We start from the raw sequence: 24,792 nt of genomic DNA on the forward strand, positions 1-24,792 counted from the left end.
CTTATTTTAAGAGGTTCTACTATCAGTTATTCATTTCCTCACGGGCTTGTTGTGGCGTTTTACCCGACCACTCTTTATAAGCCCGTGTAAATGGACTGTGCTCGGCATAACCTAACAGTAAGGCTATTTCTACAATTTGTAGCCTTAGATCTTTTAAATACGATTTTGCCAATTCGTAACGGACAGTATTTAATTCTTTCCGAAAATTCGTACCTGCCTCGGTTAAACGGCGTTGCAAGGTTCTACGTGAATAATTTAATCGCTCTGCAAGTTGTTCAATAGTTGGTTCGCCTTGATGAAGTAAGTAAGCAATCTGTTTGCGGACTTGGTCTGTAATTTCATCAATATGTGGCAGGCTTGCCAGTAACTTGTCGGCATGTTTTTCTAGTATGGCAACTAAGACGGCGTCGGAGTTTTTAAGCGGTAGACTTAAGACTTCCTTATCAAAACGCATAAGTGCCACGGGTTGCTCAAAAAGTACAGGACAGCCGAAATATTCTTCATAAGGCTTAACATTTTCAGGCTGCTCATGAATAAAATGTATTTCTTTTAGTTTTACTTTTCCTCTAATGAGACTACGGCAAAACTGAACTATAACGGTACGGCCAGTTTCATCCGACAAGGGACCAACTTGCTCACCTTTTGTATCCCATGAAAGTTCTACATATTCAGTATGAATGTAAACAGTGGCAGGATAAACATCATAGACAAGCCTCTGATATCGTTCAAACCTATCTAAAACTGCCCCCAGATTTTCACAGGCAAGAAATACAGATCCTAAAACACCTAAATGCTGAGCTGTAATGGTTTGACCCACATGTAAACCAATGAAAGGGTCATTTAAATAATCTTTAGCAATAATGAGAAGATTTTCCCAATGGTCGATATCTACGCCTTCTAAATGATTTGAATCTGCTTTAGGCCACGGTTCACCCAGCACCTTTTCTGGGTCATGTCCTAGTTTTTCGAGATATTCAAATAATAACTGGACATAGATTTCAGAAATCCTTCTTCTATACAACGGCTTATTCAATCCATTCATTCCGTATAGTTCTAATTTGGCGCCAATTATCAATTAGTGTACTTAAAGCTTTCAAGCAAAAGCAAATGACTAAAAATACCTGCTCAATCCAAATTTTGGCGCAAAGTGTCAAGCAATATGGCAGCTTTCATCAAGCCCAATCTCATTATTTTTCAGAAGATAGCGTTATAGCCAATATTGAGAAAAATACGATGGGTAAAAGTCTAAATAATGTGACCCAAGCGCCAGTGGATGTTCATTTTGATTCAAATGGCATGAAATGCAGTGCCTATTTATATCGTCCAGCGACCGAGGCCACTACACCAATTATTGTGATGGCGCACGGTCTGGGTGGTACTCGAAGAATGCGTTTAACAGCTTTTGCCGAGCGCTTTGTGGCAGAGGGTTATGCTTGTTTAGTGTTTGATTATCGCTATTTTGGTGATAGCGAAGGACAACCTCGACAATTACTAGATATAAAAAGTCAGCTTGAAGACTGGAAAGCCGCTATTGCCTATGCACGTAGCCTAGAAAAAATTGACCCAAACCGCGTAGTTATATGGGGGACTTCTTTCGGTGGAGGCCATGTGCTGGCAACAGCTGCTGATGATAACCGACTTGCTGCTGTTATATCACAATGCCCCTTCACTGATGGTTTCTCATCTAGCATGGCAATGAACCCAATAACGACTCTCAAGCTCACGGGACTCGCTTTAAAAGACAAGATTGGATCAATGCTCGGCACCAAGCCAGTCATGGTGCCTCTTGCAGCTCCAACAGGACATACAGCATTAATGAATGCACCTGACGCTTATTCAGGCTATCTCGCACTTATGCCTTCTGGATCAAATATTCCAAACTATGTCGCTGCACGTTTTGTACTCGACATCATACGCTATTACCCGGGCCGTAAGACATCACGTATTCAAGCGCCCGTGTTGTTTTGTGTCTGCGATACCGACTCTGTTGCACCCTCAAAAACAACATTGCGTCATGCGAGCCATACACCCAATCATGAAATTAAGCACTACGCCGATGGTCATTTTGAAATTTACGTTGGAGAGGCTTTTGAGCGTGTTGTTCGTGATCAGATCGACTTCCTTAAACGCATCGTTCCAGTCAAGTAACAGTAAATTTAAAATATTTGGAGAAAGACCATGAAATATGACCTTAACAAAAAAGTTGTTTTAATTACAGGAGCCGCTGGAGGAATTGGTGCAGCAACAGCCCGTGAATTTTATGCATTAGGTGCAAACTTGGTACTTACCGATATGCAACAGGAAGCTGTAGATAAACTTGCATCTGAATTTGAGGCATCTCGGGTTTTACCATTAGCGCTAGACGTTACTGATGCAATAGCCACAAAAGATGTAGTCCAGAAAACAATAAAACACTTTGGACATCTTGATATAGCTTTTGCCAATGCAGGTATCTCATGGCGTGATGGTGCTTCGACAATTGCTAGTTGTGATGAAGCTGAGTTCGATAAAATTGTTGAGGTTGATTTACTTGGTGTCTGGCGTACAGTCCGTGCCGCCTTACCAGAGGTGACTCGCAACAAAGGACAAATCCTCATAACCTCTTCTGTTTATTGCTTCGTCAATGGAATGGCAAACGCTCCATATGCAGCCTCAAAGGCGGCAGTAGAAATGCTCGGACGCTGTCTCCGTACAGAGATTGCATATACCGGTGCAACAGCCAGCGTTGTCTATCCAGGCTGGACAGCAACACCAATCGCCAAGGTTGCCTTTGGAGGGAACGCAACTGTAACGGAGATGATTGAAGCAGGATTTCCGGCATGGTTACGCAAGCCTATTTCTCCGGAATATATGGCGCAAGCAATTGTAAAAGGTGTACAGGGTCGACAGCCACGCATTTTTGCTCCAGTGCGTTGGGTTCCGTTCTCGATATTACGCGGACTGTTTAATGCAGGTAGTGATGCAATGGTTGTACGCCACAAGAAACTGCAGGGATTACTTCAACAACTTGAAAATGAATCTAAACCTGTCCAGAAATAATCCATTTCCTTAAAACTCATTTATAAAAATGTCTGGAAATCTGATATGTCTAAGTACAAATTAAAAGATAAAGTTGTGGTCATCACAGGCTCAACAGGTGGTCTAGGACTTGCGATTGCCCAAGCATTACAGGCCAAAGGCGCAAAACTAGCACTCCTAGATTTAGAGCTTAACAAAGTTGAAAGTCAGGCAAAACAGCTAGGTGGAAAAAGCATTGCCGCAGGTTGGGTAGCAGATGTACGCTCTTTGGAAAGCCTAGAAATGGCTATGGCAAAAGCAGCTCAACACTTCGGTAAAATTGATGTGGTGATTGCAAATGCTGGCATAGCTACAACCGAAGCATTAGAACATATGGCTCCTGAAACCTTTGAGCGAACCATCGATATTAACCTTACAGGGGTATTTCGTACTTTCCGCGCAGCTATACCGTATGTAAAACAAACTCAGGGATATTTACTGGCTGTGTCCTCAATGGCTGCTTTCGTCCACTCCCCGTTAAACACGCACTACACTTCGAGTAAAGCAGGCGTTTGGGCTTTATGCGATAGTCTTCGTCTGGAATTAAAACATTCAAATATAGATGTTGGTAGCCTTCATCCAACTTTCTTTAAAACCCCAATGATGGACAGTATTCAAAATGACCCAGCAGGTAAAGCTGTATGGAAAGGTAACTCGGGTATTTGGAAATATATCTCTATTGAAGAAGTGGCCTCAGGCGTAGTTGAGAGCATAGAACAGCGTAAAGATATGACAGTTGTACCTAAAATAAATACTCCGATTGCTAAAGCACCCGCATTGTTTAAAAATGTGATTGAGTTTTTAGGTTTCAACCGTAAACAGCTTAAACAGACCATGCTCTTGGCAGAGAAAAAACCATAGTTCATTTTAGGTCTTTTAAGACACGGATGTTTTTGAAATATCCGTGTTTATTTATTGAACTAGCAGCAAAATTCTAATCATTGACTCAAACCATAAGTCTTATGCGCAGCTATTTTTTATTAAAATTTTCTTTTAACGCATCAATTAAGATATTTAATAAAGGTGCTTGCTCACGTCTATGGGGATAATACAAGTGATACGGTTCATAGCTATGTCGCCAGTCCTTCAGCGTTTCTTCCAGTTCACCACTTTCAATATAAGGCTGAACCATATCAATAGGTAGATAAGCGATTCCTACACCGCTCCTTACTGCTTGAAGCACTGGAGATAAGGTTGTAAAAACAACTTTAGCATTAACAGTAATTGTTTGTGTTTTACCTTGTTTGGTAAATTGCCAACGGTAGAGTTCACCATGTGTGGGTAATCTTAAATTAATGCACTGGTATTCCACTAAATCTTTTGGATGCTTTGGATGACCATAACAAGCTAAAAACTCTTTGGTTGCAACTGTTAGCATTTGTATTGGCTCACTCACCTGTAAAGCGATCATGTCTTTAGAAACTAAACCGCCTCTTCTAAGTCCTGCATCAAAACGCCCTTCTACAATATCGACAAGACCATAATCAGATATGATCTCTACTGAAATTTTTGGAAATTGTTGTATGACTTTTTCAACTGCTGGCCATAAAACACTTTGTATTCCATATTCATCTGCACTAATACGTAATGTTCCTGCTGGATCATTTTTTAAAGCACTAATTTGATTTATGCCATTTTCTATTTCTTCTATTGCAGGTTGAAGCAAATTCAGTAGATATTCACCTGCTTCTGTCGGTGCGACACTTCTGGTAGTTCTGGATAATAGTTTTATGCCAATTCGGTCTTCTAAATTACGGAGTGTTTGGCTAATGGCTGACTGTGAAGTTCTGAGTTTTGCGGCTGCACGGGTAAAGCTTCGCTCTTGAGCAACGACCATAAAAGTATGCAAATCATTTAAATTTTCTTTCATTATTTATAAGTATTCAATATAAGTGCTATCTAATTATAGTGGATTATCATAATAAATCACTAGAGTTATATTAATTTCATCGACCTAGTTCTTCTTTCGGAGAGAAGATGATGAAAACTGTAACTTTCAAAAATAAAAATATCGATGTTTCTGCAACTATTCGTTTTCCAAAAGATTTCGATGAAAACAAAACATATGCAGCAATTGTATGTGCGCATCCAATTAGTAGTTGTAAAGAGCAAACTGCAGGCGCAATCTATGGTGAAAAACTCACTGAAGCTGGGTTTATCACTTTAGCATTTGATGCATCGTATCAAGGTGCTAGCGGTGGCGAACCTCGCTTTATTGAAGACCCTGCAACACGTGTAGAAGATTTCCGCTGTGCAGCCGACTATTTAACAACGCTTGCTTATGTTGATGAAAACCGTATTGGTGTATTAGGTGTATGTGGTGGCGGTGGTTATGCTGTCAATGCAGCTATGACTGAACGCCGTTTTAAAGCTGTAGCAACTATTGTAGCAGCAAACTATGGCCGTTTAATGCGTGAAGGTGACCAAACACCTGAAGCTGCCATTAAAACTTTAGAAGCTATTGCAGCACAGCGTACTGCGGAAGCGCGTGGTGCGGAACCATTTATTACCCAGTACATTCCAAACTCACAGCAAGAGCGTGAACAAGCTGGAATCAATGATATTGATATCAAAGAAGCGATTGATTACTACAAAACCCCGCGCGGTCGGGCAGAAGGTTCACCAAATAAACTTCGCTTTTCAGGTTTAGCGGCTGCTGTTGGGTTTGATGCGTTTCATTTGGCAGAACACTTGCTCACTCAACCTTTACAAATTGTGATTGGTGATATAGCGGGTGGATTCGGTTCTTATCGCGATGGTTATGAGTTATATAGCAAAGCTGCTTCTAAAGATAAGAACCTTTTTGTGGTTAAAGGTGCAAGCCATTATGACTTATATGACCAACCTGAACCTGTTGCTCAAGCCTTAGAAAAAATTATTCCGTTCTTTCAAAAGCATCTTTAAGCCAAATATTGGAAAGTTTCTCAATTGGAGGAACTTTCCAAATAGATACGTTTTAATGGTAATTAAACAAGCCTTTTATAATAAATCGCCGTACCGTCATAGCTCCCATTTGAACTTAATGCAAAACTTGGAATTACGCCCACACGAACAAATCCAATTTTGCTATATAAAAGCTCGGACACATCGCCTTCACGTGTATCTAAGACAAGTAAACGCAGACCATTTTGTTTTGAAAAATTTTCTAGCTCATTCAGTAGTAATGTTGCTATTCCTTGTTTTCTTGCCGATGTAAGCACCATGAGTTTTTCAACTTCAGCTCTATGAACTCCATTCTTTTTACTCACTAAGGACAATTGAACACTACCTACAACCTTTCCTTCTTGTATGGCAATCCATAGGCGGCTATTACCTTGTGCTAATTTATGGTTGACCTCACGCCAATAATTTAAGACCTCGTTCTTTTCTACGGGAGATAAGAAACCTATAGAAGCTCCGCTATTGATAGAATCTTCTAACAATAGCAATAGATCTTCTTCATGGTCACCAATTTCTTTTATTTCTAAGATTTCAATGTCTTTCATATTTTTTCTCAAATTAATAGTTGTAAACCTTCATTGCTGAACTACAAACTAAGCTCTGCTTATTTTTAATTAGATTTTTACTAATTCATCCTCATTAAGTCTTTTATGATCTTTCACAAAAGTAAAACAACTTCATAGAAATGTCTTTTTTTTAACATCAAAAGATGTTATAAAAAAGACATTCGCTACCTTTTGGATTTTGCTTTTATGAATTTGGATATGTTTAATAATGAATCCTTAAAGGATTCAGAACCCACACCTTGTGACTTCTTCAGTGGAGAAGATGCTATAGCAAAAGCTAAAGAACTGGGTCTACCCGATCCTCATATAGTTATACAAGCAATTATGGTTGGTGATTCTGAATTTAGAACCAATACAATATACAACAGATCAAAATTTATCGCTCGTTGGGGAAAGATTGGAGAACAGCTCGCTTTACTTCTTAGAAAATCAGATCCAGCTTGGGTTTATCATAATGAAAGCCAGCCAAGACTAGAAAATATTGATAAGAAAATTCAGATTATTTTCATGAGTGGTAACTTAGCCCTTGGGCATTCAGAACTTGTACTATCAGCTCTTTGTGAAAAGGGTTATATGACTTTGAAGAATATTAAAGAAAATCAATCTAGTTATGATGATGCATCAAAATTAAGAACTTGGATTCTTTATTTTCCTTCTACATCTCATCCGGCCTACACAGCAACTGATATACCAACAATTCCTTTTGAAATCGCATACCCTACAAGTTTTGTACAAACTCCTGATAAGACAAAAATTGACATATTACCAAGCAATCACACTTGCAGAATTGCATTTGAGATAGATAATACTCATCCAGTCGACAATGATCCTAAAAAGCCAATATTGGAACCATCTAACGAGATTAAACCAGATGATTTTGATATTCAGCTTGTAGTCTAACTTGAGGTTAAAGTGTTTAGTAAAGATCGTTTAAGAATTGCTAAAGATTTAAGAGGTCTTAGCAATACTGATTTTGCAGAAAAACTAGGCTGCTCGCTTTCTAAAGTGAAGCAGCTTTTAGATGCAGATAAGGAAATCAGTGAAAATGATCAAACCGAAATCTGTAGAGTATTAAATGTGCCAATGTCATTTTTTATAGAAAATGATATCCAACCTCATGACACAGAACAAATTTTTTATAGATCCGTTGCTAGAATCAAGGCTCAACATAGAAAAGCTAATGAAGCCTATACACTTTTAGCAAAGAATATTAATACCTATTTGCTCAAAAAGGTTAAATTACCCCAATTCTCTCGTCCAGTTTTAGATATTACTGAGATACAAGATCAGCACTATCGTTATATTGATCATATTGCTATTGAATTAAGAGCATTATGGGGATTAGGGGTTCAACCCATTAACAATATTGTGTCACTCTGTGAACTTAAAGGTATTCGTATTTTTAGACTTCCCAATGAAGTTAAAGAAATTGATGCTCTGTCTTATTTCGATGATGAAAGTGGTTCTCCTTTTATATTCGTCAATAATTTTAAGTCGGCAGAACGTTCGCGTTTTGATTGTGCACATGAGCTTGGACATATCATTATGCATACTCATAATCGAAAGGTTCGCGAAGAAAAAGACAATAAGCTCTTAGAAATTGAAGCGGATCAATTTGCTTCAGAGTTCTTAATGCCCGCAGAAGCTTTTTTTGCAACCTCTCCACGTTACCTATCAATTGATAACATGATTGAATATAAAAAAATCTGGAGAACATCTTTAAAAGCAGTGAACTATAAAGCTCATAAACTAGGCTTAATCAGTGACTGGGTTAATCGAAGTAATCTAATGAAAATCAACTCTCTTGGATATCATATTGAAGAGCCGGAAGAAACTCACCGTGATGAAAGTATGATGCTTCCAAAGATTGTTTCATTATTAGTTTCGCAACCTTCTTTTGATAAAAATAAGATGCTCGATGAAATAGGAATTTCTGAAGTTGATTTCAATCAGCTAACATTTGATGCACTTGCTAAAGTAGATATACCGAAAAAGAAAACAAAATTATATCTTGTTGATTGATTATATTAAGGTGTCAATAAAGACACCTTTTTTATTTCTAAATCCCCCTCAAAAACACTTCCAACACCTTTTCATCAACTCCACCCAAACTTAAACGCTGAATAATTGTGCCTTCGATCAGATATAAAAAGAGTTTGGCATCAGTAAAGGAAACATCGGTGTTAAGTGCTCTAAGCAGGCTATATATTTCATTGATGAGCCATGTTCTATATCGCACGGCGGTTATGTAGGCTTTTGGATGAGTCAGTTTTGTTTCAAAAATAGCTTTAAATAATAAGTAATACAGCCCATCTAGGTCTGCATGTAAAAGATAGAGTTTTTTGAGTTTATCGGCTGCGTTTGTGCTGCGGTCATATGCAACCACTGAAACCACTTTTTCTTTTAGGCGCTCTTTTTGCACAATCAGGCAGATTTCAATCAACCGTTCTTTTGAGTGAAAGTAGTTATAAAAAGTCGCTTTGGTCACTTCACACTCTTTCACAAGTCTGTCGATGCCGACTAGATGAAACCCATTGTAGTGAAATAACTCAATTGATTTATTTACGACTTGTACTGCACGTGTTGGGAGAACTATTTTTGGCATATTTTTACCGTTATAAAAAATTATTTTTGTATATAAATGAGATATAAAAACCGCTGTCTTTTGGGAGAAAAAAGGCATAGCAAAGCCGTAAAGACTGTGCACAGCACATCTCAAGTTTGAATTGTCTAAGTTTTAAGTAATAACGAGCTAAAGCCTGAAAAAAGCCTTACGGCGATCAAGCTGCGTTAAGTGTTTTAAGCTGTGTTGTTATAGCTTTTGGCAATGGCTGCCAAGAAATGATGAATGTACAAAGCCAACTCCTTATATATGGAGTTCTGCCAAGACATTAGAATTATGGTGGCAGAACGAAAGGGGTTCGCAGACTGGCTTCAAGACCCAGCACACCCGAAGGTGTCCCCCTCCGTTCCGCCATAGAGGGGGCACGAGGGTATACACACTAAAAGAATAATCTTTTAATGCTCTTGAAGAACGGTCTGCGACAACCGACTGGCAATGTAGGCCAGCCCGCAAATGGTAATCTCCAATATTTGAAGTGTCAATGTGAAATTGGCTAGAAATTATTTAAATAATTATTGTTTTTCATTTAATTACATAATTAAGGAAATTCTTAAGTAATATTTTTAATCTACCCTTATATCATTAAGTTAAAGTTTAAAATTTCAAAAACTTAAGGTCTGGATTGGTTCATATCAACTAAGAATGAATAAATAAAAAAGAGTAACTACTGTTATTAAGAAGAGTTTTTATGAGTCGCTATTCAGTATAAAATTGTGTTTAAGCGACTAATCTCACCAATTAGGCCGTGTCATATACTTAAAGTGATAAGAGCAAAAAATGACTCAAAATAAAGTTGAATTAGCAGAGAAATTGTCAAAAGAATCGCATCAAGATCAAAAGTATGGTCCTCATGATTACTTTGATTACCATATTAAAGGTGTGGTCAACTCATTAATTGAGCACCAATTTTCAGAAGTCTATATTATTACAGCCCTTCTACACGATAGCGTTGAAGACACACCTCTTACCCTAGACAAAATCGAAAGCTTATTTGGAAAAGAAGTCCGTGATGCCGTTGATGCATTAACTAAACGGGAAACTGAAACACGCGAAGAATATTTAATTCGTTGTGGTTTGAATCCGATCGCTCGAGTTGTGAAACTTCATGATGCAGCCTTTAATGCACATAACTCGCATAAGGAAAATAATCAATCACGTGTAGATTATTATCTTCAAACCATGTTAGCTGTTTCAACGGCGCAAGATAGGTTGGGGTAAAAGACAACGAAATGAATCCGTTGCCTTTTTTATTTTTAAGATTGTGTAAATGCCCAAATGTCTTTTGAGGCAACCGTGTCAGATACGAGTCTAAAACTCATAGGTTCTAAGTCTTCATCTACCACAACATAGCCTTTCGAGTTATTTTTTAGCGCATCACACTTGTTATCGGTCAGTTGATAGCTTGCTGTATTGGCTAATGCACTTTCAGTAATAACACCTGTAAACACACAATTTGGGTCTTTCGAGACAATTTTGCCTTGTGCATTCACCTCGGCATTTACCGTTGTTCCATCTGGAAACGATAAATCGTAATTGCCGACCAATTGATTCAGCGTAATTTTCTGATCATCAATTTTTTCATAATGCGCTAATTCAACTGTTATCGTTTGATTAGACTGATTGCTCTGCCAAGCTTTGTTTTTTGCATCATAGCTCATCACAACCTTGGCACGGTTTTCGTCATCATCTAAAACCAGTAATTTAGAACCATCTGCACCAGAATAGTATTTACCCGCCATTGGTAACTCTTGATCAGTTTCAGTACTAATAATATAAGTACCGACGTCTAAGCTCGGAGCCAGTGCAGGTTTTTCAGTCGAGACTTGGTCATCATGATCATTGTCATTACAAGCCGCCAAGCCAAGCCCAAGGAGTAAAACCAACAAACAACGTTTCATGGTCTTTCCCCTTACTTATTAAATAGGCTTTTTAGACGAATTTTGAGCCATTCCTGAGCTGGTGGTCGCTGATCGTAAGCCACTTGCATTGCAGTCACAGCAATTTTGCTTTGCATTACAGCGCTTTCATCCGACATTTGCGCGGCAGTTGGTGCCGAAGGAGCAGCATCAATTCCTAGACCAAATTGGTTATTGCCTTTATTGTCTTTGGTTACTTGGAACTTCAATTTATATAAGTCATAAGTTCCAATTTTTGAGAAAGCAAATGGTGTGCTGGTTGTTAAATTTTTAGGGAAATTCACATTTAGGGTAATGCCTTTTGGCAACAACTGGCCCTTGCCTGCCTTAGCTTGTAATTCTTTTAATAACACTACGGTCTGTTTTGCCACAATCGCAGAGTTAGGGTTGTTTAACATTTTATCGTCTACCGTGTTGGTATCGGCGCTTAAGGCAATAGACGGAATGCCACGTCCTGCCGAAAACTGTACATTACCAATCGTGCCAGAGTGCACAACGACTTTTCCGACATTTTGTCCTTCATTCGGGCCAGATAAAACTAAGTCCGGCGCTTTACCCCAACGCTTTGGCGCAACCACGTCTAGTCCATAAACTGTTGCCATGACTGGTGTGCCATGCGTGTAATTCCAGTCGCCATTGGTATAACCCGCTTTGGTAAAGGTTCCAGCCGCAGGTGCGCCAACGGGTGCTGCGCCATTGTGACAACCATTTTCAGCCGCAATTTGCTTATCGTTATCCGCAGTAATCGTTGTTGAGCTGTACATCACGATTGCACCACCGCGACCACTTTGTGGTGAACACGGTACAGACACAAGCACGTTATGACCATTTGCTTTTAGTTCATCATAGAGTGCTTTGACATTGCTGGTTAGACCGTCATCGTTAACCAATAGAATATTTAGTGCAAAAGCTGGAGTTGTACACAAAGACAGAATAAGGCCGCCCAATAAACTTTTTTTCATCACTTAACTACCATGTTCTTAAATTTCGATTTGTATAGTAGTTGCGCTATATGTACGTTTAGTGAATACGCATCAATAAAAATTAAAATACTTTTCCATTAAAAATTAAATAATTATATTATAAATTATTGCTATATTTTCTTTTATAAACTGATCTTCAACTTCATCACTCGTATTCAAAATGACAAAACCCACTTCCGTGGGCTTCATCCAAAGTATCAATTCAAGCGTTAAATCAAATACGGCCAACTTCTAAGTATGGAATCAAGTTTTTATCAAAATGTGGTCGTGGGTCGCCTTCATAACTAATAAAACCATGCATTCCTGTTAAGCGTTCGCCTTTATAAAACTGGTTTAACTGATAGCGCGGGTCTTTATGTGAAAGCGTAAAACTCACCACACCAACGCCCTGCTGTTTTGACTTGTGATAGGCATCTTCGAGCATTTTATGATGCAAAGCCAAATCTTGTGGATGGCACATAAGCGTATGTAGCACATGGTACTTGATAGAGTCACCGAGTTTAGGCAAACGCATGCCTTTAGTAATTGGGGTTAGCAAGTTATAAACGGGTCTAAGCACACCTATAGCCGAACTATAATTTAAAATCTTGGTTTGCTTAATACTATGCTGATCCCACAAGCCAAACATACCCACCAGTTTTTCGCCCTTAAAGTAAAGTGAAAAATCCGAGAGTTTTATCCCTGAAAAATACCGATGTCCTTGGGCCAGTTCTTCAAAGTTATAAGCTGGAATAAAGTTATAGTGTTCTGCCATGTCGCTAATAAATTGGTTCATGGCTTCTACATGCTGAGCTTCAGCAACACAGCTACGAATCTCTTGAAGATCACTCTGTTTATCAACCTGATTTAAAAAAGACGTGATTTTTCGTTTTGCGCCAGTGTCGGTCAGACTTAATGTCTCAATAAGCCCTTCGTCATAATAATCTGGCATTCCTGTTTTGCCCGTTTGGATGGCAGCGCGCGCAGCATGGTTATCATCAAAAATAATCATTTGACTATAGTTCGGTTCATGCATGGTTTGTTTTACATGCTTCGCCAAAACCTTAACCAGTGATTTCCCGCGATAGTTGTGATCTACCCGTAAATCCCCCGCATAGCGTAAGTTTTGAATATTCCGATCGACATAACATGGACGGTAACCATTGCTATAACAAGCGACATTCTTTTGACTCTCAGTGTCTTCAATTACAACATGCAGTTTATGCCGATAAACAATGTCAGATGCTCTAAAATAACTTGGTTCACGCTGAAAGCTAATTTGTATGCCTTTGGTGGTCATCGGTACGGCAATTAAGTCTCGTAAAGCTTCGTCATCTGCCAAAGTCGCTTCTCGGGTAATGAGGGTATTGTCAGCAAGTGGTGGATTTGTTTTATTCATTATTCACCTGTTGTGCGGTCTGAACGGGAACCAAGTTATTTAAACGGCCCATTTGGTCGAGTAGCTGATAGACAAACACCACTTCGTCTTGGTCATTCACTGTTTTTTGGGTTTGTACATCAAGTAACTTCTGCTCGGTATTGAGCAAATCAAACGTGGTTTTGGTGCCAACATCAAACTCTTTACGTGTGTAGACAAAGGCAATAGACGCGGCCTCTATGGCATTTGCCAATGCTTCTTTATTTTGTCGAATGGTTTGAAGCTGGGCGTAGGTCGTGCGTGTACGCTTATTTAAATCTAGTTCAAGACTTCGCGTTTTTTGGTTAGCCAAATCGATATCGGCCTGTGCTTTTTTAACGTTGGCGCGATTTAAGCCATCGTCATAAAGCGGTACATTGAGCTGCACCCCAACCATATAGTTATTACTTTCCGAACCAATATAACTTGCTTCATCTTGCTTTCCGGCACGGCTGGTGAGCATGACCGTTGGCCAGAGTTCACGCTTAGTTAAAGCGTATTGTTTCTCGGCAGCTTGCTTTTCGTATTTGCTGCGCATTAAAGCGGGATGGTTCTTGGTTTGAGCCAAAATTTCATCTAAGTTAGCTGGAATAACTGGCAGTTGTTTAATGGGGACAAGGTTTTCAGGCGTTACACCTGTCACTTGGTAAAACTGCGCTTCGCTTACGGTTAAGTTAGATTGGGCCTGTGTAATATCGGCTTGGCCTTGTGCAACTTGCGCCAAAACCTGAGCTAAGTCTGCACGGGTAATCATGCCCACATCAAAACGGCGCTTTGACTCATATAAAGACCGTTGCAGATTTGCCATGGTCTTTTGTCTAAGTTCTAAAATGGCTTTCTTTTTTAATACGTCGGTATAGACCATCACGGTATTTAAGATAGTTTCCGATCTTTGATCTGACAAACCTTGGTTTTGGGCAGAAAGCTGACTTTCGGCAACATCTATTCCTAAACGGTGTCGTCCAGATGTATAAATCGGATAATCAGCCTGCAATTGTAAACTTCGACCTTTACGGTTTCCTTCGGTTGGAAACAAGACGTGTGAAGGTGTATCTATTCTTTCATAGTCCAGTTGACCGACTAAATTGACTTTAAGTCCATCGCGCTGCTTGGCTTGCTCAAGCATTGCGGTGGACTGGTTCACGCTTAAACGACTGACTTCAAGCTGACTTTCATGTCTTAAACTGGCTGACAAAGCCTCATCTAAAGTCATAGCCTGTACATTCGACACAACCAACACGCCTAAGTACAAGGCGTGTCGAAGTGTTAAAAAACGAGTATTAAATGGCTTCATCCCTTTCATAGTTGTTCCAAACTATTGAGGGTGACTTTTTTAAGTGGCTCAGGTTTGATATTGCCTTCGATAATGCCATCAAACATGACCAGTTTCTTGTACGCATTCCAACCATTATTGGCTTGGCGAATTTGAGGCTCATCAAGCTGCCCCAAGTTTCGTGCAAGTTCGTAATGGAAGTTTTGACGCAAAATACTGTCGATATATTCATTGCTAATGCTGTGATGAATGTCACCTTCAAAAAGCACGCAATAAAATGGTTTAACCTGTTGCTGGGTATCAATCGCGAGTAAAGAAATCGCTTTCGATTCGGTTTCATTTAACTGCGACAATAACTGATGAGCTGTTTCAGGCGCGAGTTTTTCACCGACCAGATCTACCCCAAAACGACGACCTTGGAACTCAAAACACGGAATTTGCTCTATAAAGCCAGTGACGCGTAAGCAATCATCCAGACAGTAGCGAAGTAAGCCATTACCCGAAGTAATCAGCGGACTCACCACATCACCTTGTTTAAGCTGCCACGACGGAATGATTTGCCCTTGTTTATCACCTTCTAAATATTCAAATTCGTAGAAGTGACTTTGGTAGGCCAATGGATATTGGTCGTTGTAGGGAATGGTCACTACACCTTCGGTCGCCCATAACCCTTTGCCTTCAAACTGAACACTGGGTAACTTCTCTTTTAATTTTTCGGCCCAAGCTTTTGAACCTGCGGTATCCCAACTCGACACCAGGCTTAACTTTGGCCAGAGCTTTTTAAAGTCGATTTGTTCAGCGTTTGAACAAGTAATTAAGGCTTGAGCACTTTCAGGGCTATGCGGTGCAGTCACTTCTTTTAATGAAGCCTGACGATTGCCCCATAAACCACTTTGTAAAACTTCAATCACGTCTTGTTGTAGTAGCTCCAAACGCTCAAGCAATTGCAGCGCAAAAGTTGGACTCCACACCGAAATCATGGCTAAGTTACGGTTTGCAACCAAATAACAAATGGTGGCAAACAGTGCATCATCGGCATTGGCGGCAAAGGCAACATTACTTGGAACGGCTTGGGTAAACTTAGATAAAATGCGCTTACCTATACCAAGTAGCGCACTGTCATCATTTAAATTTTTATCTTTTAAAACTTCACGCTGACTTTCAGGCAACCACGACACCGACCAGTAGTGTGTACCAGAGCTAAGCTCTGGACACTTACGGTATAAACTTGCCATCCACGGTGCAATCGCATGGTCAAGTTCATCTAAAAACAACTTGGTATATGGAATGAACTTGATTTGTTCACTCGAACCACTGGTCGGCTGGAAACGAACGAGCTTACTGCTAGACAGTGAAAGCTTTTGTTCACGGTAAAGTTGAATGTCTTCTCGCCATGCGCCATAACGTGTCGCAGGAAATGATTTTACAAACTGCTCATAATTTTGGACCTTTTTATCTTTAGCAAAGGTAGAGGTTTGTAATATCGAATGCAAAATTTGACGTTGTGTGGTCTCTAAGGCATTAAACTGCTTTTGGAAATTACGGTCAGATGCATCACACCATTTTTTTAAAATCAGATGCGAACCCAAAGTTAGCCATTCATTAGATTTCATTGGATGGCCTCTCTACGTTTTGTTTTATGGGTTACGCATGCTTCAAACTTTCCTTTACTGGTCGGTTTAGTCATCAGCTTTACGGGAAAACGGGCTATGTCTTTCCAACCAAGACGGCCGATACACGGCAGTTCAGTACCGGCTTTCCAAGTTGGATTTTTTTGTTCAAAGAAATGAATATTTGGGTTCTTTTCTCTCATTTCGGCAGTAATCGGTGCAACTTCGCCTTTTAATGGTTGATAGTCGTCTCCAAAATTTAAGAGCCCCGCATCTTTGTCATAATATTCGCCAAAGAATTTTTCACAGTAGTGCTCAACGACTTCTGAAAGATGCTGGTTTTCATCTTTAATGTTTGGGTAATACACATAGTAGTTATTGGCGAGCAGTAAGTAGGTTTTATAGCCTTTAGAAATCAGGAGCCAATAGAGTTCGTTAAATGGATATTTGATTCGAAGCTTAATCATCAGTTTTAGCATGGTACTTTGCAGACTACGCGTACCCCAAAACTTCTTCAAAACAACCGTGTCTCCGCTAAATAACACGGTGTAGTCTTTACCGTTTAAATAGAAATGCTGCACCACCACAGTCGAAAAACCGACAATCTCATCTGTTTCCGAATCAAAAATTAAGATCGCACCGCTTTTATTTTGGAAATCATCTACGAAAATAGAAAATCTCGTATTTTCATAATACTGTTCGTAAATGGAATACATCACTTTTAATCGTTCAGTATCGATTTGCTCTTTTTCAAAATATTGACCATAAGTCGTGTTTTTCAGGTTCAATTTTGAAATTAGTTTATACGTTGTATTAATCATAATCCTTTAACCTTCCACCTCTAATTTGTGAGTTCCCCGATCTCATCAACCGATTTTAGAAAACTCAGATCAATGTTCTTTTTCTATGAAGGGATATGTTTTGATATGCCCTGTTGTTTTTCATTCTTTGAAAGCTGCCTTTATTTTTAAATATCTACATATTCATTTTCTTCCCCCGATCCATAAAGATGGTTAAAAATGCGGTCACAAACATGATGATTGCGAGCATGCGTAATAGGTCATTAAAGCTCGATGTCAGTGCCTGAAAATGAATGTCGCGGTAAATCACACTGAGTGCGATTTGCTGTGCATTTGAGCCGACTTCTTGATATTGCGCCGTGAGTTGGTCGAGTCGTTCTGTAAAAATCCAGTTTTGCGGTGTCATCCCCTGATTAATCTGGGTGACATGTAGCGCAGTCAGCCAATCTAACGATGAGTTAATGAGAGCTAGTCCAACCGCACCGCCGATATTGCGCATCAGGTTATAAATACCGCTGGCATCGGCTACTTTACTCAGCGGCAAAGTGCTCATGGCTAAATGTGAAACCACAATCAGGCAGATCATGAGGCCAATACCACGGTAAATTTGCGGCCAAAACATAAAGTCATAATCGCTGTGAATGCTGAGGTGCGAATTGAGCCACACACCAAAACCAGCCAAAATCATTCCGACAAATACGGTTTTTCGGGTATCAAAATTGGGAATGAGCCACGCCAGGAACGGCGCAAAGCAGAACATGACAATGCCTGTCACCATCATGACGTGACCAATCTGGCTACTGTTCATTTCACGGACTTGCCCAAGAAACACGGGAATCATGTAACCCAAGCCATAGAGCGCCATGCCAATCACAAAAGTTGTGATGGCACTTAAGGTAAAATTTTTATTTTTAAATACAGACAAATCGAGCAAAGGCTTAGGCTGGGTAAAACTTCTAGAGAAGAAAATCATGCCGCCCACAATGCAGATCATAAACGCAATACGGACACCTGTGTCTGCAAGCCAGTCATGTCTTGCGCCTTCATCAAGGAAATATTCAAGCCCACCTAAAAACATCGCCATACCGACCAAACTAAACCAGTCCATACTTTTGATGAGTAAATAGTTGGCACGGTCGATATTAGGGCCTGAGTAAATGACCGTAGCAATGATAATGCCCGGAATAATATTAATCAGGAACATCCAGTGCCACGAAAAGTTATTGGTGAGCCAGCCGCCAATGGTTGGGCCAATCGCAGGCCCTAAAGTACTGATCATGCCAAACATAACCAATGGCAATGAACGTTTTGGTTCGGGGAAAAGTAGATACAATGCGGTCATGGAGGTCGGAATCATGCCGCCGCCCATAAAACCTTGTATGCCACGGAAAACCAATAAACTTTCTAAGTTCCATGCCAAGGCACAAAGTAAAGAACTCACCGTAAAACCAATTGCACAGATGGTGTAATACACCCGTGTTGAAAGTACCCGCGAGACAATACTCGACATGGGAATTGCAATAATCTCGGCAATTAAATAAACCGTTTGCACCCAAGTGACCTCGTAACGACTTGCACTCATACCAGCTTGAACTTCGTTTAAAGAACTCGCCACAATCTGAATATCAAGAATCGCCATGAAGTTGCCAAAAATCATGGCAGCAAAAATTGCCCATGCAGTTTTTGCTGGGAATCTCCACTCGGCCTCAAGGTGCTTATTCATTTGTTATTACCTAAAATTTTATTATTAAGTTCTTAGGTCAACGGTGGCACTCACCGACATTCCAGGTTTTATCAAATCAATATGTGGGCTTGAATCTATGGCAATACGCACAGGAATACGCTGAACAACCTTGTTAAAGTTGCCTGTGGCATTGTCTGGTGGCATGAGTGAAAAAGTTGCGCCTGAAGCAGGTGAAAAGCTTTCAATTTTTCCGGTATAGGTCAGGCTTGGGTAGGCATCAAGTTTTAATTTAACTTTCTGACCAATATGCATTTTTTCAATTTGAGTTTCTTTGAAGTTGGCTTGTACATACAAACTATTTTCAGGAATGATCGCCATTAAGCGGGTTTGCGGAGAAACACGTGAGCCTTTCTGGATTGCAAGGCTACCGATCTTACCGTTTACAGGACTGACCACTTTTGATGAAGCCAAATCGACCTGATACAGATTTAAGTTTGCATTGGCACTTTGAATATCTGCTAGAAGCTGCGCTCGACTCGCTTGTAAACTCCCCAACTGAGCTTCTGCCGCATTTACGGCGGCTTGCGCTTTGCTGAGTTGAGCTTGGGCCGTTAAATATTGAGACTGAACCCCTTCAAAGTTTTGTCGGGTAATCACCCCATCTTTTAATAAATCTTGATAACGCTCAAACTCTTTTCTTAAACGAGTTAAATCAGCTTGTGCTGCCACTACGCCACTATGAGCTTCAGTAATTGAAGAGCGTGCAGACTTTTCATTTTGTTGTTGTACACCCAGCGCTGCCTCTTTTAAGCTGACTACTGAGCGGGCTTGGTCATAACGAGCTTGATAATCGCGGTGATCTAATACCGCTAAAGTTTCCCCTTTTTTTACCACCTGATTATCGTTAATTAATAATTCTATTACTTCGCCCGAAATCTTTGGCATCACCCAAGTGACATCGGCTTGCACATAAGCGTTATCTGTAGATTGATAGAAACGATATACAAAAAAATAATATAATATGCCAGCAAATAAAAATAACAGTAGGACACTAAAAACACCCCAAGTTATTTTCTTTCGGCTTTGGAAATTAGTATCAGTTTCTAGCTGAGCTACGTTATCCATATTCATTCCGCTTATTTGTAATATTCGATTTTTTATTTAAGCCAATAAAATTATTGGTTTCTTTTTTACGTAACTTTTCACTTGGTTTTATACAATGAATCGTGACAGCGTAAAATTTGGTGCAAATTATGGTTCTTAAGTGAATTAAATATCATTGACCTATTTGCCAGATATTTTTTCTATTTATGTCAATAAAACATATTATATAAACTATATTAAAAAATTATGTAATTCTAATTTGTAGAGATTTTTGGTTAAAAAAATCTCAAAAAAACAAAGATAAGCACCTGTTAATAAATAATTTATAAGAATAGTAACAAATAGAGGTATATGTTTGAATAGAGTGATTTATTTCACTAACATTAAGAATAAGTTTTATTGTGTAATCATTAAGTATTATTAATCAAAACAATATTTAATTTAAAAATGAGTTAACAATCAAATTTGTTATACTTATAAATATAAAATATATATAAGTTATAAATATTATATTTTTCAAAAATAACAATATCCATAAAACAAATAAACGTTATTTTTAATAAATAAGCCATTCTGATGACTAAAATAACTTATATTTTCCAGATAAAAATAGTTTCAAACCCTTTATTTAAAAGTCAAACAAACCTTTAAAAATAGTGATTTAAGTGATCTTTTACTTATATAAACCCTTAAAAATTTCTTCTAAAGTTATTCCAAATGAAAACCCACTCATTGAGTGGGCTTTTTATTACTAACCGTTTTGCCTGAGGTGATCTTGGAACTCTTGGTCGTGTATTTTGTTGTAATTAACAGGGTCGTAAACGCATCCAGTTAAAACAACAATTACAGTAAGTACAGCAACCAATTTTTTCATTGAGACAGCCTTTCCTTTAACGCAAAAGATTTGCTTTAAGTATACTCCTCGATAGCCATTTTGATTGGACATAATTAAGGCAAACAATTGTTATTTTTAAATTATCGCCGTGCTTTAGCATCTCATTTAATTTTTTAGCAAGACAAATCAACGGTTAATACAAAACTTAAGCCTCAGTCGCTAAATACCAGTTTTTCCAAGAACTGGTCCCTCTAATTTCAAGAGGCACAGTTGGAATCAATTTCTCCTTTAATATTTCTGTTTGTGCAACAGCTTTTGCAAGTCTTGCTTTGACTGAGTGAATACATTCACGGTCACCAAATTCACAGCGGTCTAAAGTTGTACCACCACAAGGGCCGTTGGCTAAACCTTTTGGACACGTTTCAGGGCAAATGTATAAAGTATCGCTTAGGCGGCACTGACCACAGCTTTCACAGCCCACTAGGCTATGTTTACTCAGCACTTCCGTTTTAAGTAAGAGTTTGGCGATCAAAGCATTTTCCCAAAAAGATGCTTTGAAAATAAAACGTCCGACGCCTTTAGCGATTTTTGATCCAAACATTGCTTCATGCATAACATGTAGCTGACGATATTTAATTAATTGTTTAGACGTTGGCTGACGTGAAAAACGCGAAATTTCAGGCGAAAACTCTTTGCCTGACGTGACTTGCCAAAGTGAATTCCAAAGCTCTTCTAAAGCTTTAAGCTCCAAATGTCTGTATTGCTCAATGTAGCTCTCAAGCAACATTTGCTCTTCTGGCTTATGACAAGCAGATAAATGAATTCCTGCAAACCCTAACTTTTTACATATCAAAATCTGTAAAGCACAGCGCAAATAAACTCGGTCTGTATGTCCTGCCTGTTTTTCGTCTACCAAGACTTTTAACATGTGTGGAGTAATCACAATACCCGCGACTTTATGCTTCACCATAAAATTGGCACGGCCCAAAGTCAGCGGCATGACACAAGCCAGTATTTGCTGCGAATAAGCATGCTTTGTTAAAAATGATTTGGCTTGTTTTAAAGCATCAATGTCATAACCCAATTGGGTAATGATAAAGTCAGCACCTGCTTTAATCTTCTTATGCAGTTTTAAATACTGTGCATCACGCTCAGCTTCGACATATTTAAACGGATTAAAAGCAACGCCAATACGAAAACCACCATGTTGCTTAGCTGCCATTACGGCGTTTACCGACTCTAGGTATCGGCTACGCGGCTGTCCATCTCGACCATTATGGTGTTCTTTGAGTTTATCGCCTGTAAGCAATAACAAGTTTTGAATATTGGCTGCTTGAGCTTGTTCTAAAAAGCGCTCAAAGTCTTGTATGTCTCGCGCCTTACCTGAAAAGTGTAAGACTTTCTCTATTGAGTCAGGGTAACTTTTGCTGGCTTCAAGCGGCGCAATATCATGATCTGAATGTACGCGATCTGCCAATGTCATTGCAGCTGGATATCCTGCGAACTCATGTTTCACAGGATAAATTTCATGCAGTGAAGTGAGATATTCCACCAACACAAAAAACTGGTTTTGCTGGAAGCAGGAAGAAACGTGAGACATAGGCAAAGTGCTGATCAAAACATGACATCAATCATAAGCGCGGCATTATAAATCAAAGTGCATCAAGATGCGCTAGTCAGAAAGCTCATTGTTTTGCTTATCTTCACTCTCTTTATTTCTAGGTAATTCGAGTGAGCGAGGAAATATAAAATCGAAAGAATCGAGTGCATAGCGGTAAAGCTGAGCTGGCCGTTTGCCTACAATTTTACTGTGGTTGGTTTCTTCAACTGCGCCCGCTTCTATCATACGGCGTCTAAACGCTTTTTTATCTAAAGATTGCCCAAGAATAATTTCATAAATAGTTTGTAGCTCGGTTAGCGTAAATAACTCAGGCATTAGACTAACTGGCAATGCGGTATAGCGAGTTTTACTGGTTAAACGCTCTAAAGCCAAACTGAGCAATTCATTATGATCAAACGCCAATGCTAAATCTTTTGCTTTTGCTACAGACACCCATTCACTGTATTCAGCCAATGCTTGGTGTTGATAGGCATTAAAATCGATTAATGCAAAATACAAAATGGTTACGGCCCAGCCACGCGGGTCACGTTTAGCATTACCCACAGAGGCAACTTGTTCCAAGTAAGGTGAACTAATTCCTGTTTTTTCGACCAGCTTACGATAAGCTGTGGCCATCAAGTCTTGATCATGAGTTAAATCGGCAAAACCACCCGGTAAAGCCCATTGGCCTTTGGCTGGAAAGTTGGGGCGCTTAATGAGTAATACCTGCAACTCACCATTAAATACCGAGAAAATAGCCATATCGACCGTGAGTAAAGGTGCGTCATAATCTCGGCGATCATAACTGGCAAGGAATTCTTGTTCAGTTTGAATAGTCACGTTCAGCCTCTCAATAAAAATGATGAGCCGATACCCATGTAACGACTCATATAAACTCAGTTATGCGATGGATAAACGCTCACGAATTTGATCCAAAGTACACTCATATTGAAGTTTACCATTTTCAAAGACGGTTTTTAGTGCTCCGCCTTGTTCTTGTTCGGCTGTTTGCTCATCAAACAAGGTAAAACCATTTTCACTTTCTTCGATCCGTAACAGACCTTTCGCAGATTTTTTCACACCTGAGTCAGTAATCGGGTCTTTAAACAACTCACGGCCTACACCATTCACCTGTCCCCAAGTCGCTTTTACAGCAAATCCAAAAGTATCTCGAGTTAAGTAGTTATAGGTAAAGCTGCCTATACCAAACACCAAGTTGTTTGAAGCAAAACCTTTGGCTTCTAACCCTTCTAAAATACGCTGTGCACGGTCTAGAGTAATTGAGTCACCATAAATTAAACCGACACGTTCATTCAGAACTTTATAGCCTTGCTCAGTTGTTGTACCGCCAAATACTTCCCATAAACATTCAACTGCACCTTTGTAGGCTGGGCTGCCGACTTCAGCATCTGGATCACCACAAATAATTTTGACAGGGTCACCAGAGTCTGGACGAAAAACCAATTTAGCCAAGCCTAAAGCATTCGATTGTCTTGCCAAAATTTCAGGTTTTAAAGCCACTGTAAACTCGGTAATCACTCGCCAAAAGTCCCAAGTATCAGACACGATGCTGACAACACCCGACGGATAAAGCTCACAAATTAAACGCTTAAATGTTTCTAGCTCACTGTCTTCTGTGCCCATACACATCACACTGTGTTCGGTCGCTGGTACAGATACCCCAATCACCCCTGTGGCATTGTAATATTCTTCTGCATAGTCAATTGAAGCAACCGAGTCTGTTCCAATAAAACTGGTTAAGTGGCCAACGCCAGATTGTGCAGCATCATAAATTCCACTCATACCACGGCTACTAAAATCGTGTCCTTGTACAGGTATAAAATCGAGTGGTGCGCCAGTTTTTACGGCATATTGTGTTAATAAACGTTTGTATTCATAGGCAATTGTGGCCGTAGTACAGCTTTTCCAAAGTTCAGCACTTAACACCGTTTCAATATAGTTCGTTAACCAAAAGAAACGCGGGTCGGTATTAATTACGGTAAGCACAGGTACACGCATATTGACGCGGCTACCTTCTGGCAATGCTTTAATGCGTAATGGTAAATAGCCCAAGTCGTGTAATGCTTCAATGTGATCAACTGGTACAGCACCTTCACCTAATGAACTATCCATACGGCGTTTATAAGCAGCCACTACTTTGTCTTTAGGTTGTTTGAAAAAGCCTTCATTCCATGTATCGATTAAAAAGTGTTTGATAAAACCCTGAAGACCAAAGAACACAACTTTATCGTCAAAGTCAGGCAACATTTTAGCGAGTCGAGATGAACGCGGCGTAAAGTTGGCATACACGTACTCTGTACCTGCTGGATACTGACGTCTGTGATCAGCTTTATAAAAATCGATAGCGTTTAATGGATTAAGTTTAATCGTCATCTTTGTTCTCT

22 protein-coding genes and 1 pseudogene are annotated in these 24,792 nt (G+C 39.5%); 7 read left to right on the forward strand and 16 right to left on the reverse strand.

What is annotated here, in order from left to right:
• Positions 1–22: 22 nt before the first annotated feature.
• The gene (locus tag RMA94_RS13945) at positions 23–1,042 is read right to left on the reverse strand and encodes an AraC family transcriptional regulator (RefSeq protein ID WP_311083478.1); all 1,020 of its coding nucleotides are present in this window, start codon (positions 1,040–1,042) and stop codon (positions 23–25) included.
• A gap of 191 nt (positions 1,043–1,233) precedes the next feature.
• Here RMA94_RS13945 and RMA94_RS13950 point away from each other — a divergent pair, with 191 nt between their 5' ends.
• The 3 genes and pseudogenes from RMA94_RS13950 (at position 1,234) to RMA94_RS13960 (ending at position 3,928) form a co-directional block, all read left to right on the forward strand.
• Complete coding sequence (locus RMA94_RS13950) at positions 1,234–2,148, forward strand: alpha/beta fold hydrolase (protein ID WP_311084034.1); 915 nt, start codon at positions 1,234–1,236, stop codon at positions 2,146–2,148.
• Positions 2,149–2,178: 30 nt separating this feature from the next.
• A complete protein-coding gene (locus RMA94_RS13955) occupies positions 2,179–3,039 on the forward strand; it encodes an SDR family NAD(P)-dependent oxidoreductase (RefSeq protein WP_311083480.1) in 861 nt (286 codons plus the stop codon).
• A 45-nt stretch (positions 3,040–3,084) separates the two neighbouring features.
• A pseudogene (locus RMA94_RS13960) lies at positions 3,085–3,928 on the forward strand (SDR family NAD(P)-dependent oxidoreductase).
• Between the two features lie 99 nt (positions 3,929–4,027).
• On the opposite strand, the gene RMA94_RS13965 reads toward RMA94_RS13960, so the two are convergent.
• Positions 4,028–4,927 carry a LysR family transcriptional regulator gene (locus RMA94_RS13965; protein WP_182918046.1) on the reverse strand — a complete coding sequence of 300 codons (900 nt, stop codon included), beginning with the start codon at positions 4,925–4,927 and terminating at the stop codon, positions 4,028–4,030.
• Between the two features lie 110 nt (positions 4,928–5,037).
• Here RMA94_RS13965 and RMA94_RS13970 point away from each other — a divergent pair, with 110 nt between their 5' ends.
• Positions 5,038–5,961 carry an alpha/beta hydrolase gene (locus tag RMA94_RS13970; RefSeq protein WP_311084035.1) on the forward strand — a complete coding sequence of 308 codons (924 nt, stop codon included), beginning with the start codon at positions 5,038–5,040 and terminating at the stop codon, positions 5,959–5,961.
• Between the two features lie 62 nt (positions 5,962–6,023).
• Here the strand turns inward: RMA94_RS13970 and RMA94_RS13975 are convergent, their stop codons facing one another.
• Positions 6,024–6,542, reverse strand: coding sequence for a GNAT family N-acetyltransferase (locus RMA94_RS13975; RefSeq protein WP_161282172.1), 519 nt, complete (start codon positions 6,540–6,542; stop codon positions 6,024–6,026).
• A 207-nt stretch (positions 6,543–6,749) separates the two neighbouring features.
• On the opposite strand from RMA94_RS13975, the gene RMA94_RS13980 reads away from it, so the two are divergent.
• Positions 6,750–7,463 (forward strand): hypothetical protein, encoded by a 714-nt coding sequence (locus tag RMA94_RS13980; protein ID WP_311083483.1) that lies wholly within the window; start codon positions 6,750–6,752, stop codon positions 7,461–7,463.
• Between the two features lie 12 nt (positions 7,464–7,475).
• A complete protein-coding gene (locus RMA94_RS13985) occupies positions 7,476–8,585 on the forward strand; it encodes an XRE family transcriptional regulator (RefSeq protein ID WP_161282174.1) in 1,110 nt (369 codons plus the stop codon).
• 37 nt (positions 8,586–8,622) lie between these two features.
• Here RMA94_RS13985 and RMA94_RS13990 read toward each other — a convergent pair whose 3' ends face one another.
• Complete coding sequence (locus RMA94_RS13990; RefSeq protein ID WP_311083487.1) at positions 8,623–9,168, reverse strand: TetR/AcrR family transcriptional regulator; 546 nt, start codon at positions 9,166–9,168, stop codon at positions 8,623–8,625.
• 795 nt (positions 9,169–9,963) lie between these two features.
• Between RMA94_RS13990 and RMA94_RS13995 the strand changes: the two genes are divergently transcribed.
• Positions 9,964–10,404, forward strand: a complete 441-nt coding sequence (locus RMA94_RS13995; RefSeq protein ID WP_311083488.1) for an HD domain-containing protein — start codon at positions 9,964–9,966, stop codon at positions 10,402–10,404.
• A 35-nt stretch (positions 10,405–10,439) separates the two neighbouring features.
• Here the strand turns inward: RMA94_RS13995 and RMA94_RS14000 are convergent, their stop codons facing one another.
• From RMA94_RS14000 to RMA94_RS14055, 12 genes are all read right to left on the reverse strand, one after another.
• A complete protein-coding gene (locus RMA94_RS14000; protein ID WP_311083490.1) occupies positions 10,440–11,084 on the reverse strand; it encodes a hypothetical protein in 645 nt (214 codons plus the stop codon).
• 11 nt (positions 11,085–11,095) lie between these two features.
• Entirely contained in the window at positions 11,096–12,067 is a 972-nt protein-coding gene (gene surE / locus RMA94_RS14005; RefSeq protein ID WP_311083491.1) for a 5'/3'-nucleotidase SurE, read from the reverse strand.
• Positions 12,068–12,299: 232 nt separating this feature from the next.
• The gene (locus tag RMA94_RS14010; protein WP_311083492.1) at positions 12,300–13,463 is read right to left on the reverse strand and encodes a hypothetical protein; all 1,164 of its coding nucleotides are present in this window, start codon (positions 13,461–13,463) and stop codon (positions 12,300–12,302) included.
• Positions 13,456–14,784: a TolC family protein gene (locus tag RMA94_RS14015; RefSeq protein ID WP_311083493.1), complete on the reverse strand. Its 1,329-nt coding sequence runs from the start codon at positions 14,782–14,784 to the stop codon at positions 13,456–13,458. Before RMA94_RS14015 ends, RMA94_RS14010 begins: the two co-directional genes overlap by 8 nt.
• Complete coding sequence (locus tag RMA94_RS14020; protein WP_311083494.1) at positions 14,781–16,367, reverse strand: GH3 auxin-responsive promoter family protein; 1,587 nt, start codon at positions 16,365–16,367, stop codon at positions 14,781–14,783. Before RMA94_RS14020 ends, RMA94_RS14015 begins: the two co-directional genes overlap by 4 nt.
• Complete coding sequence (locus RMA94_RS14025) at positions 16,364–17,152, reverse strand: hypothetical protein (protein ID WP_311084036.1); 789 nt, start codon at positions 17,150–17,152, stop codon at positions 16,364–16,366. The genes RMA94_RS14020 and RMA94_RS14025 overlap by 4 nt, the downstream gene beginning before the upstream one ends.
• Before the next feature lie 187 nt (positions 17,153–17,339).
• Positions 17,340–18,887, reverse strand: coding sequence for a DHA2 family efflux MFS transporter permease subunit (locus RMA94_RS14030; RefSeq protein WP_311083495.1), 1,548 nt, complete (start codon positions 18,885–18,887; stop codon positions 17,340–17,342).
• 24 nt (positions 18,888–18,911) lie between these two features.
• Entirely contained in the window at positions 18,912–19,973 is a 1,062-nt protein-coding gene (locus tag RMA94_RS14035) for an HlyD family secretion protein (protein ID WP_126645530.1), read from the reverse strand.
• Between the two features lie 730 nt (positions 19,974–20,703).
• Positions 20,704–20,826: a hypothetical protein gene (locus RMA94_RS14040; protein WP_000737387.1), complete on the reverse strand. Its 123-nt coding sequence runs from the start codon at positions 20,824–20,826 to the stop codon at positions 20,704–20,706.
• Between the two features lie 166 nt (positions 20,827–20,992).
• The gene (locus RMA94_RS14045; protein ID WP_311083498.1) at positions 20,993–22,387 is read right to left on the reverse strand and encodes a methylenetetrahydrofolate reductase C-terminal domain-containing protein; all 1,395 of its coding nucleotides are present in this window, start codon (positions 22,385–22,387) and stop codon (positions 20,993–20,995) included.
• A 72-nt stretch (positions 22,388–22,459) separates the two neighbouring features.
• Positions 22,460–23,227: an NrtR DNA-binding winged helix domain-containing protein gene (locus RMA94_RS14050; protein WP_311083500.1), complete on the reverse strand. Its 768-nt coding sequence runs from the start codon at positions 23,225–23,227 to the stop codon at positions 22,460–22,462.
• Positions 23,228–23,287: 60 nt separating this feature from the next.
• Positions 23,288–24,781, reverse strand: a complete 1,494-nt coding sequence (locus tag RMA94_RS14055; RefSeq protein WP_311083502.1) for a nicotinate phosphoribosyltransferase — start codon at positions 24,779–24,781, stop codon at positions 23,288–23,290.
• Positions 24,782–24,792 lie beyond the last annotated feature (11 nt).

The organism is Acinetobacter sp. V115_6, assembly GCF_031799025.1.
In the GTDB taxonomy this organism is placed as follows: domain Bacteria; phylum Pseudomonadota; class Gammaproteobacteria; order Pseudomonadales; family Moraxellaceae; genus Acinetobacter; species Acinetobacter pittii.

Bases quoted from the DNA above. Each gene is read 5' to 3' on its own strand.
- RMA94_RS13945 (WP_311083478.1), bottom strand. From the start codon at position 1,042: ATGAATGGATTGAATAAGCCGTTGTATAGAAGAAGGATTTCTGAAATC.
- RMA94_RS13950 (WP_311084034.1), top strand. From the start codon at position 1,234: ATGGGTAAAAGTCTAAATAATGTGACCCAAGCGCCAGTGGATGTTCAT.
- RMA94_RS13955 (WP_311083480.1), top strand. From the start codon at position 2,179: ATGAAATATGACCTTAACAAAAAAGTTGTTTTAATTACAGGAGCCGCT.
- RMA94_RS13965 (WP_182918046.1), bottom strand. From the start codon at position 4,927: ATGAAAGAAAATTTAAATGATTTGCATACTTTTATGGTCGTTGCTCAA.
- RMA94_RS13970 (WP_311084035.1), top strand. From the start codon at position 5,038: ATGAAAACTGTAACTTTCAAAAATAAAAATATCGATGTTTCTGCAACT.
- RMA94_RS13975 (WP_161282172.1), bottom strand. From the start codon at position 6,542: ATGAAAGACATTGAAATCTTAGAAATAAAAGAAATTGGTGACCATGAA.
- RMA94_RS13980 (WP_311083483.1), top strand. From the start codon at position 6,750: ATGAATTTGGATATGTTTAATAATGAATCCTTAAAGGATTCAGAACCC.
- RMA94_RS13990 (WP_311083487.1), bottom strand. From the start codon at position 9,168: ATGCCAAAAATAGTTCTCCCAACACGTGCAGTACAAGTCGTAAATAAA.
- RMA94_RS13995 (WP_311083488.1), top strand. From the start codon at position 9,964: ATGACTCAAAATAAAGTTGAATTAGCAGAGAAATTGTCAAAAGAATCG.
- RMA94_RS14000 (WP_311083490.1), bottom strand. From the start codon at position 11,084: ATGAAACGTTGTTTGTTGGTTTTACTCCTTGGGCTTGGCTTGGCGGCT.
- RMA94_RS14010 (WP_311083492.1), bottom strand. From the start codon at position 13,463: ATGAATAAAACAAATCCACCACTTGCTGACAATACCCTCATTACCCGA.
- RMA94_RS14015 (WP_311083493.1), bottom strand. From the start codon at position 14,784: ATGAAAGGGATGAAGCCATTTAATACTCGTTTTTTAACACTTCGACAC.
- RMA94_RS14020 (WP_311083494.1), bottom strand. From the start codon at position 16,367: ATGAAATCTAATGAATGGCTAACTTTGGGTTCGCATCTGATTTTAAAA.
- RMA94_RS14030 (WP_311083495.1), bottom strand. From the start codon at position 18,887: ATGAATAAGCACCTTGAGGCCGAGTGGAGATTCCCAGCAAAAACTGCA.
- RMA94_RS14035 (WP_126645530.1), bottom strand. From the start codon at position 19,973: ATGGATAACGTAGCTCAGCTAGAAACTGATACTAATTTCCAAAGCCGA.
- RMA94_RS14040 (WP_000737387.1), bottom strand. From the start codon at position 20,826: ATGAAAAAATTGGTTGCTGTACTTACTGTAATTGTTGTTTTAACTGGA.
- RMA94_RS14045 (WP_311083498.1), bottom strand. From the start codon at position 22,387: ATGTCTCACGTTTCTTCCTGCTTCCAGCAAAACCAGTTTTTTGTGTTG.
- RMA94_RS14055 (WP_311083502.1), bottom strand. From the start codon at position 24,781: ATGACGATTAAACTTAATCCATTAAACGCTATCGATTTTTATAAAGCT.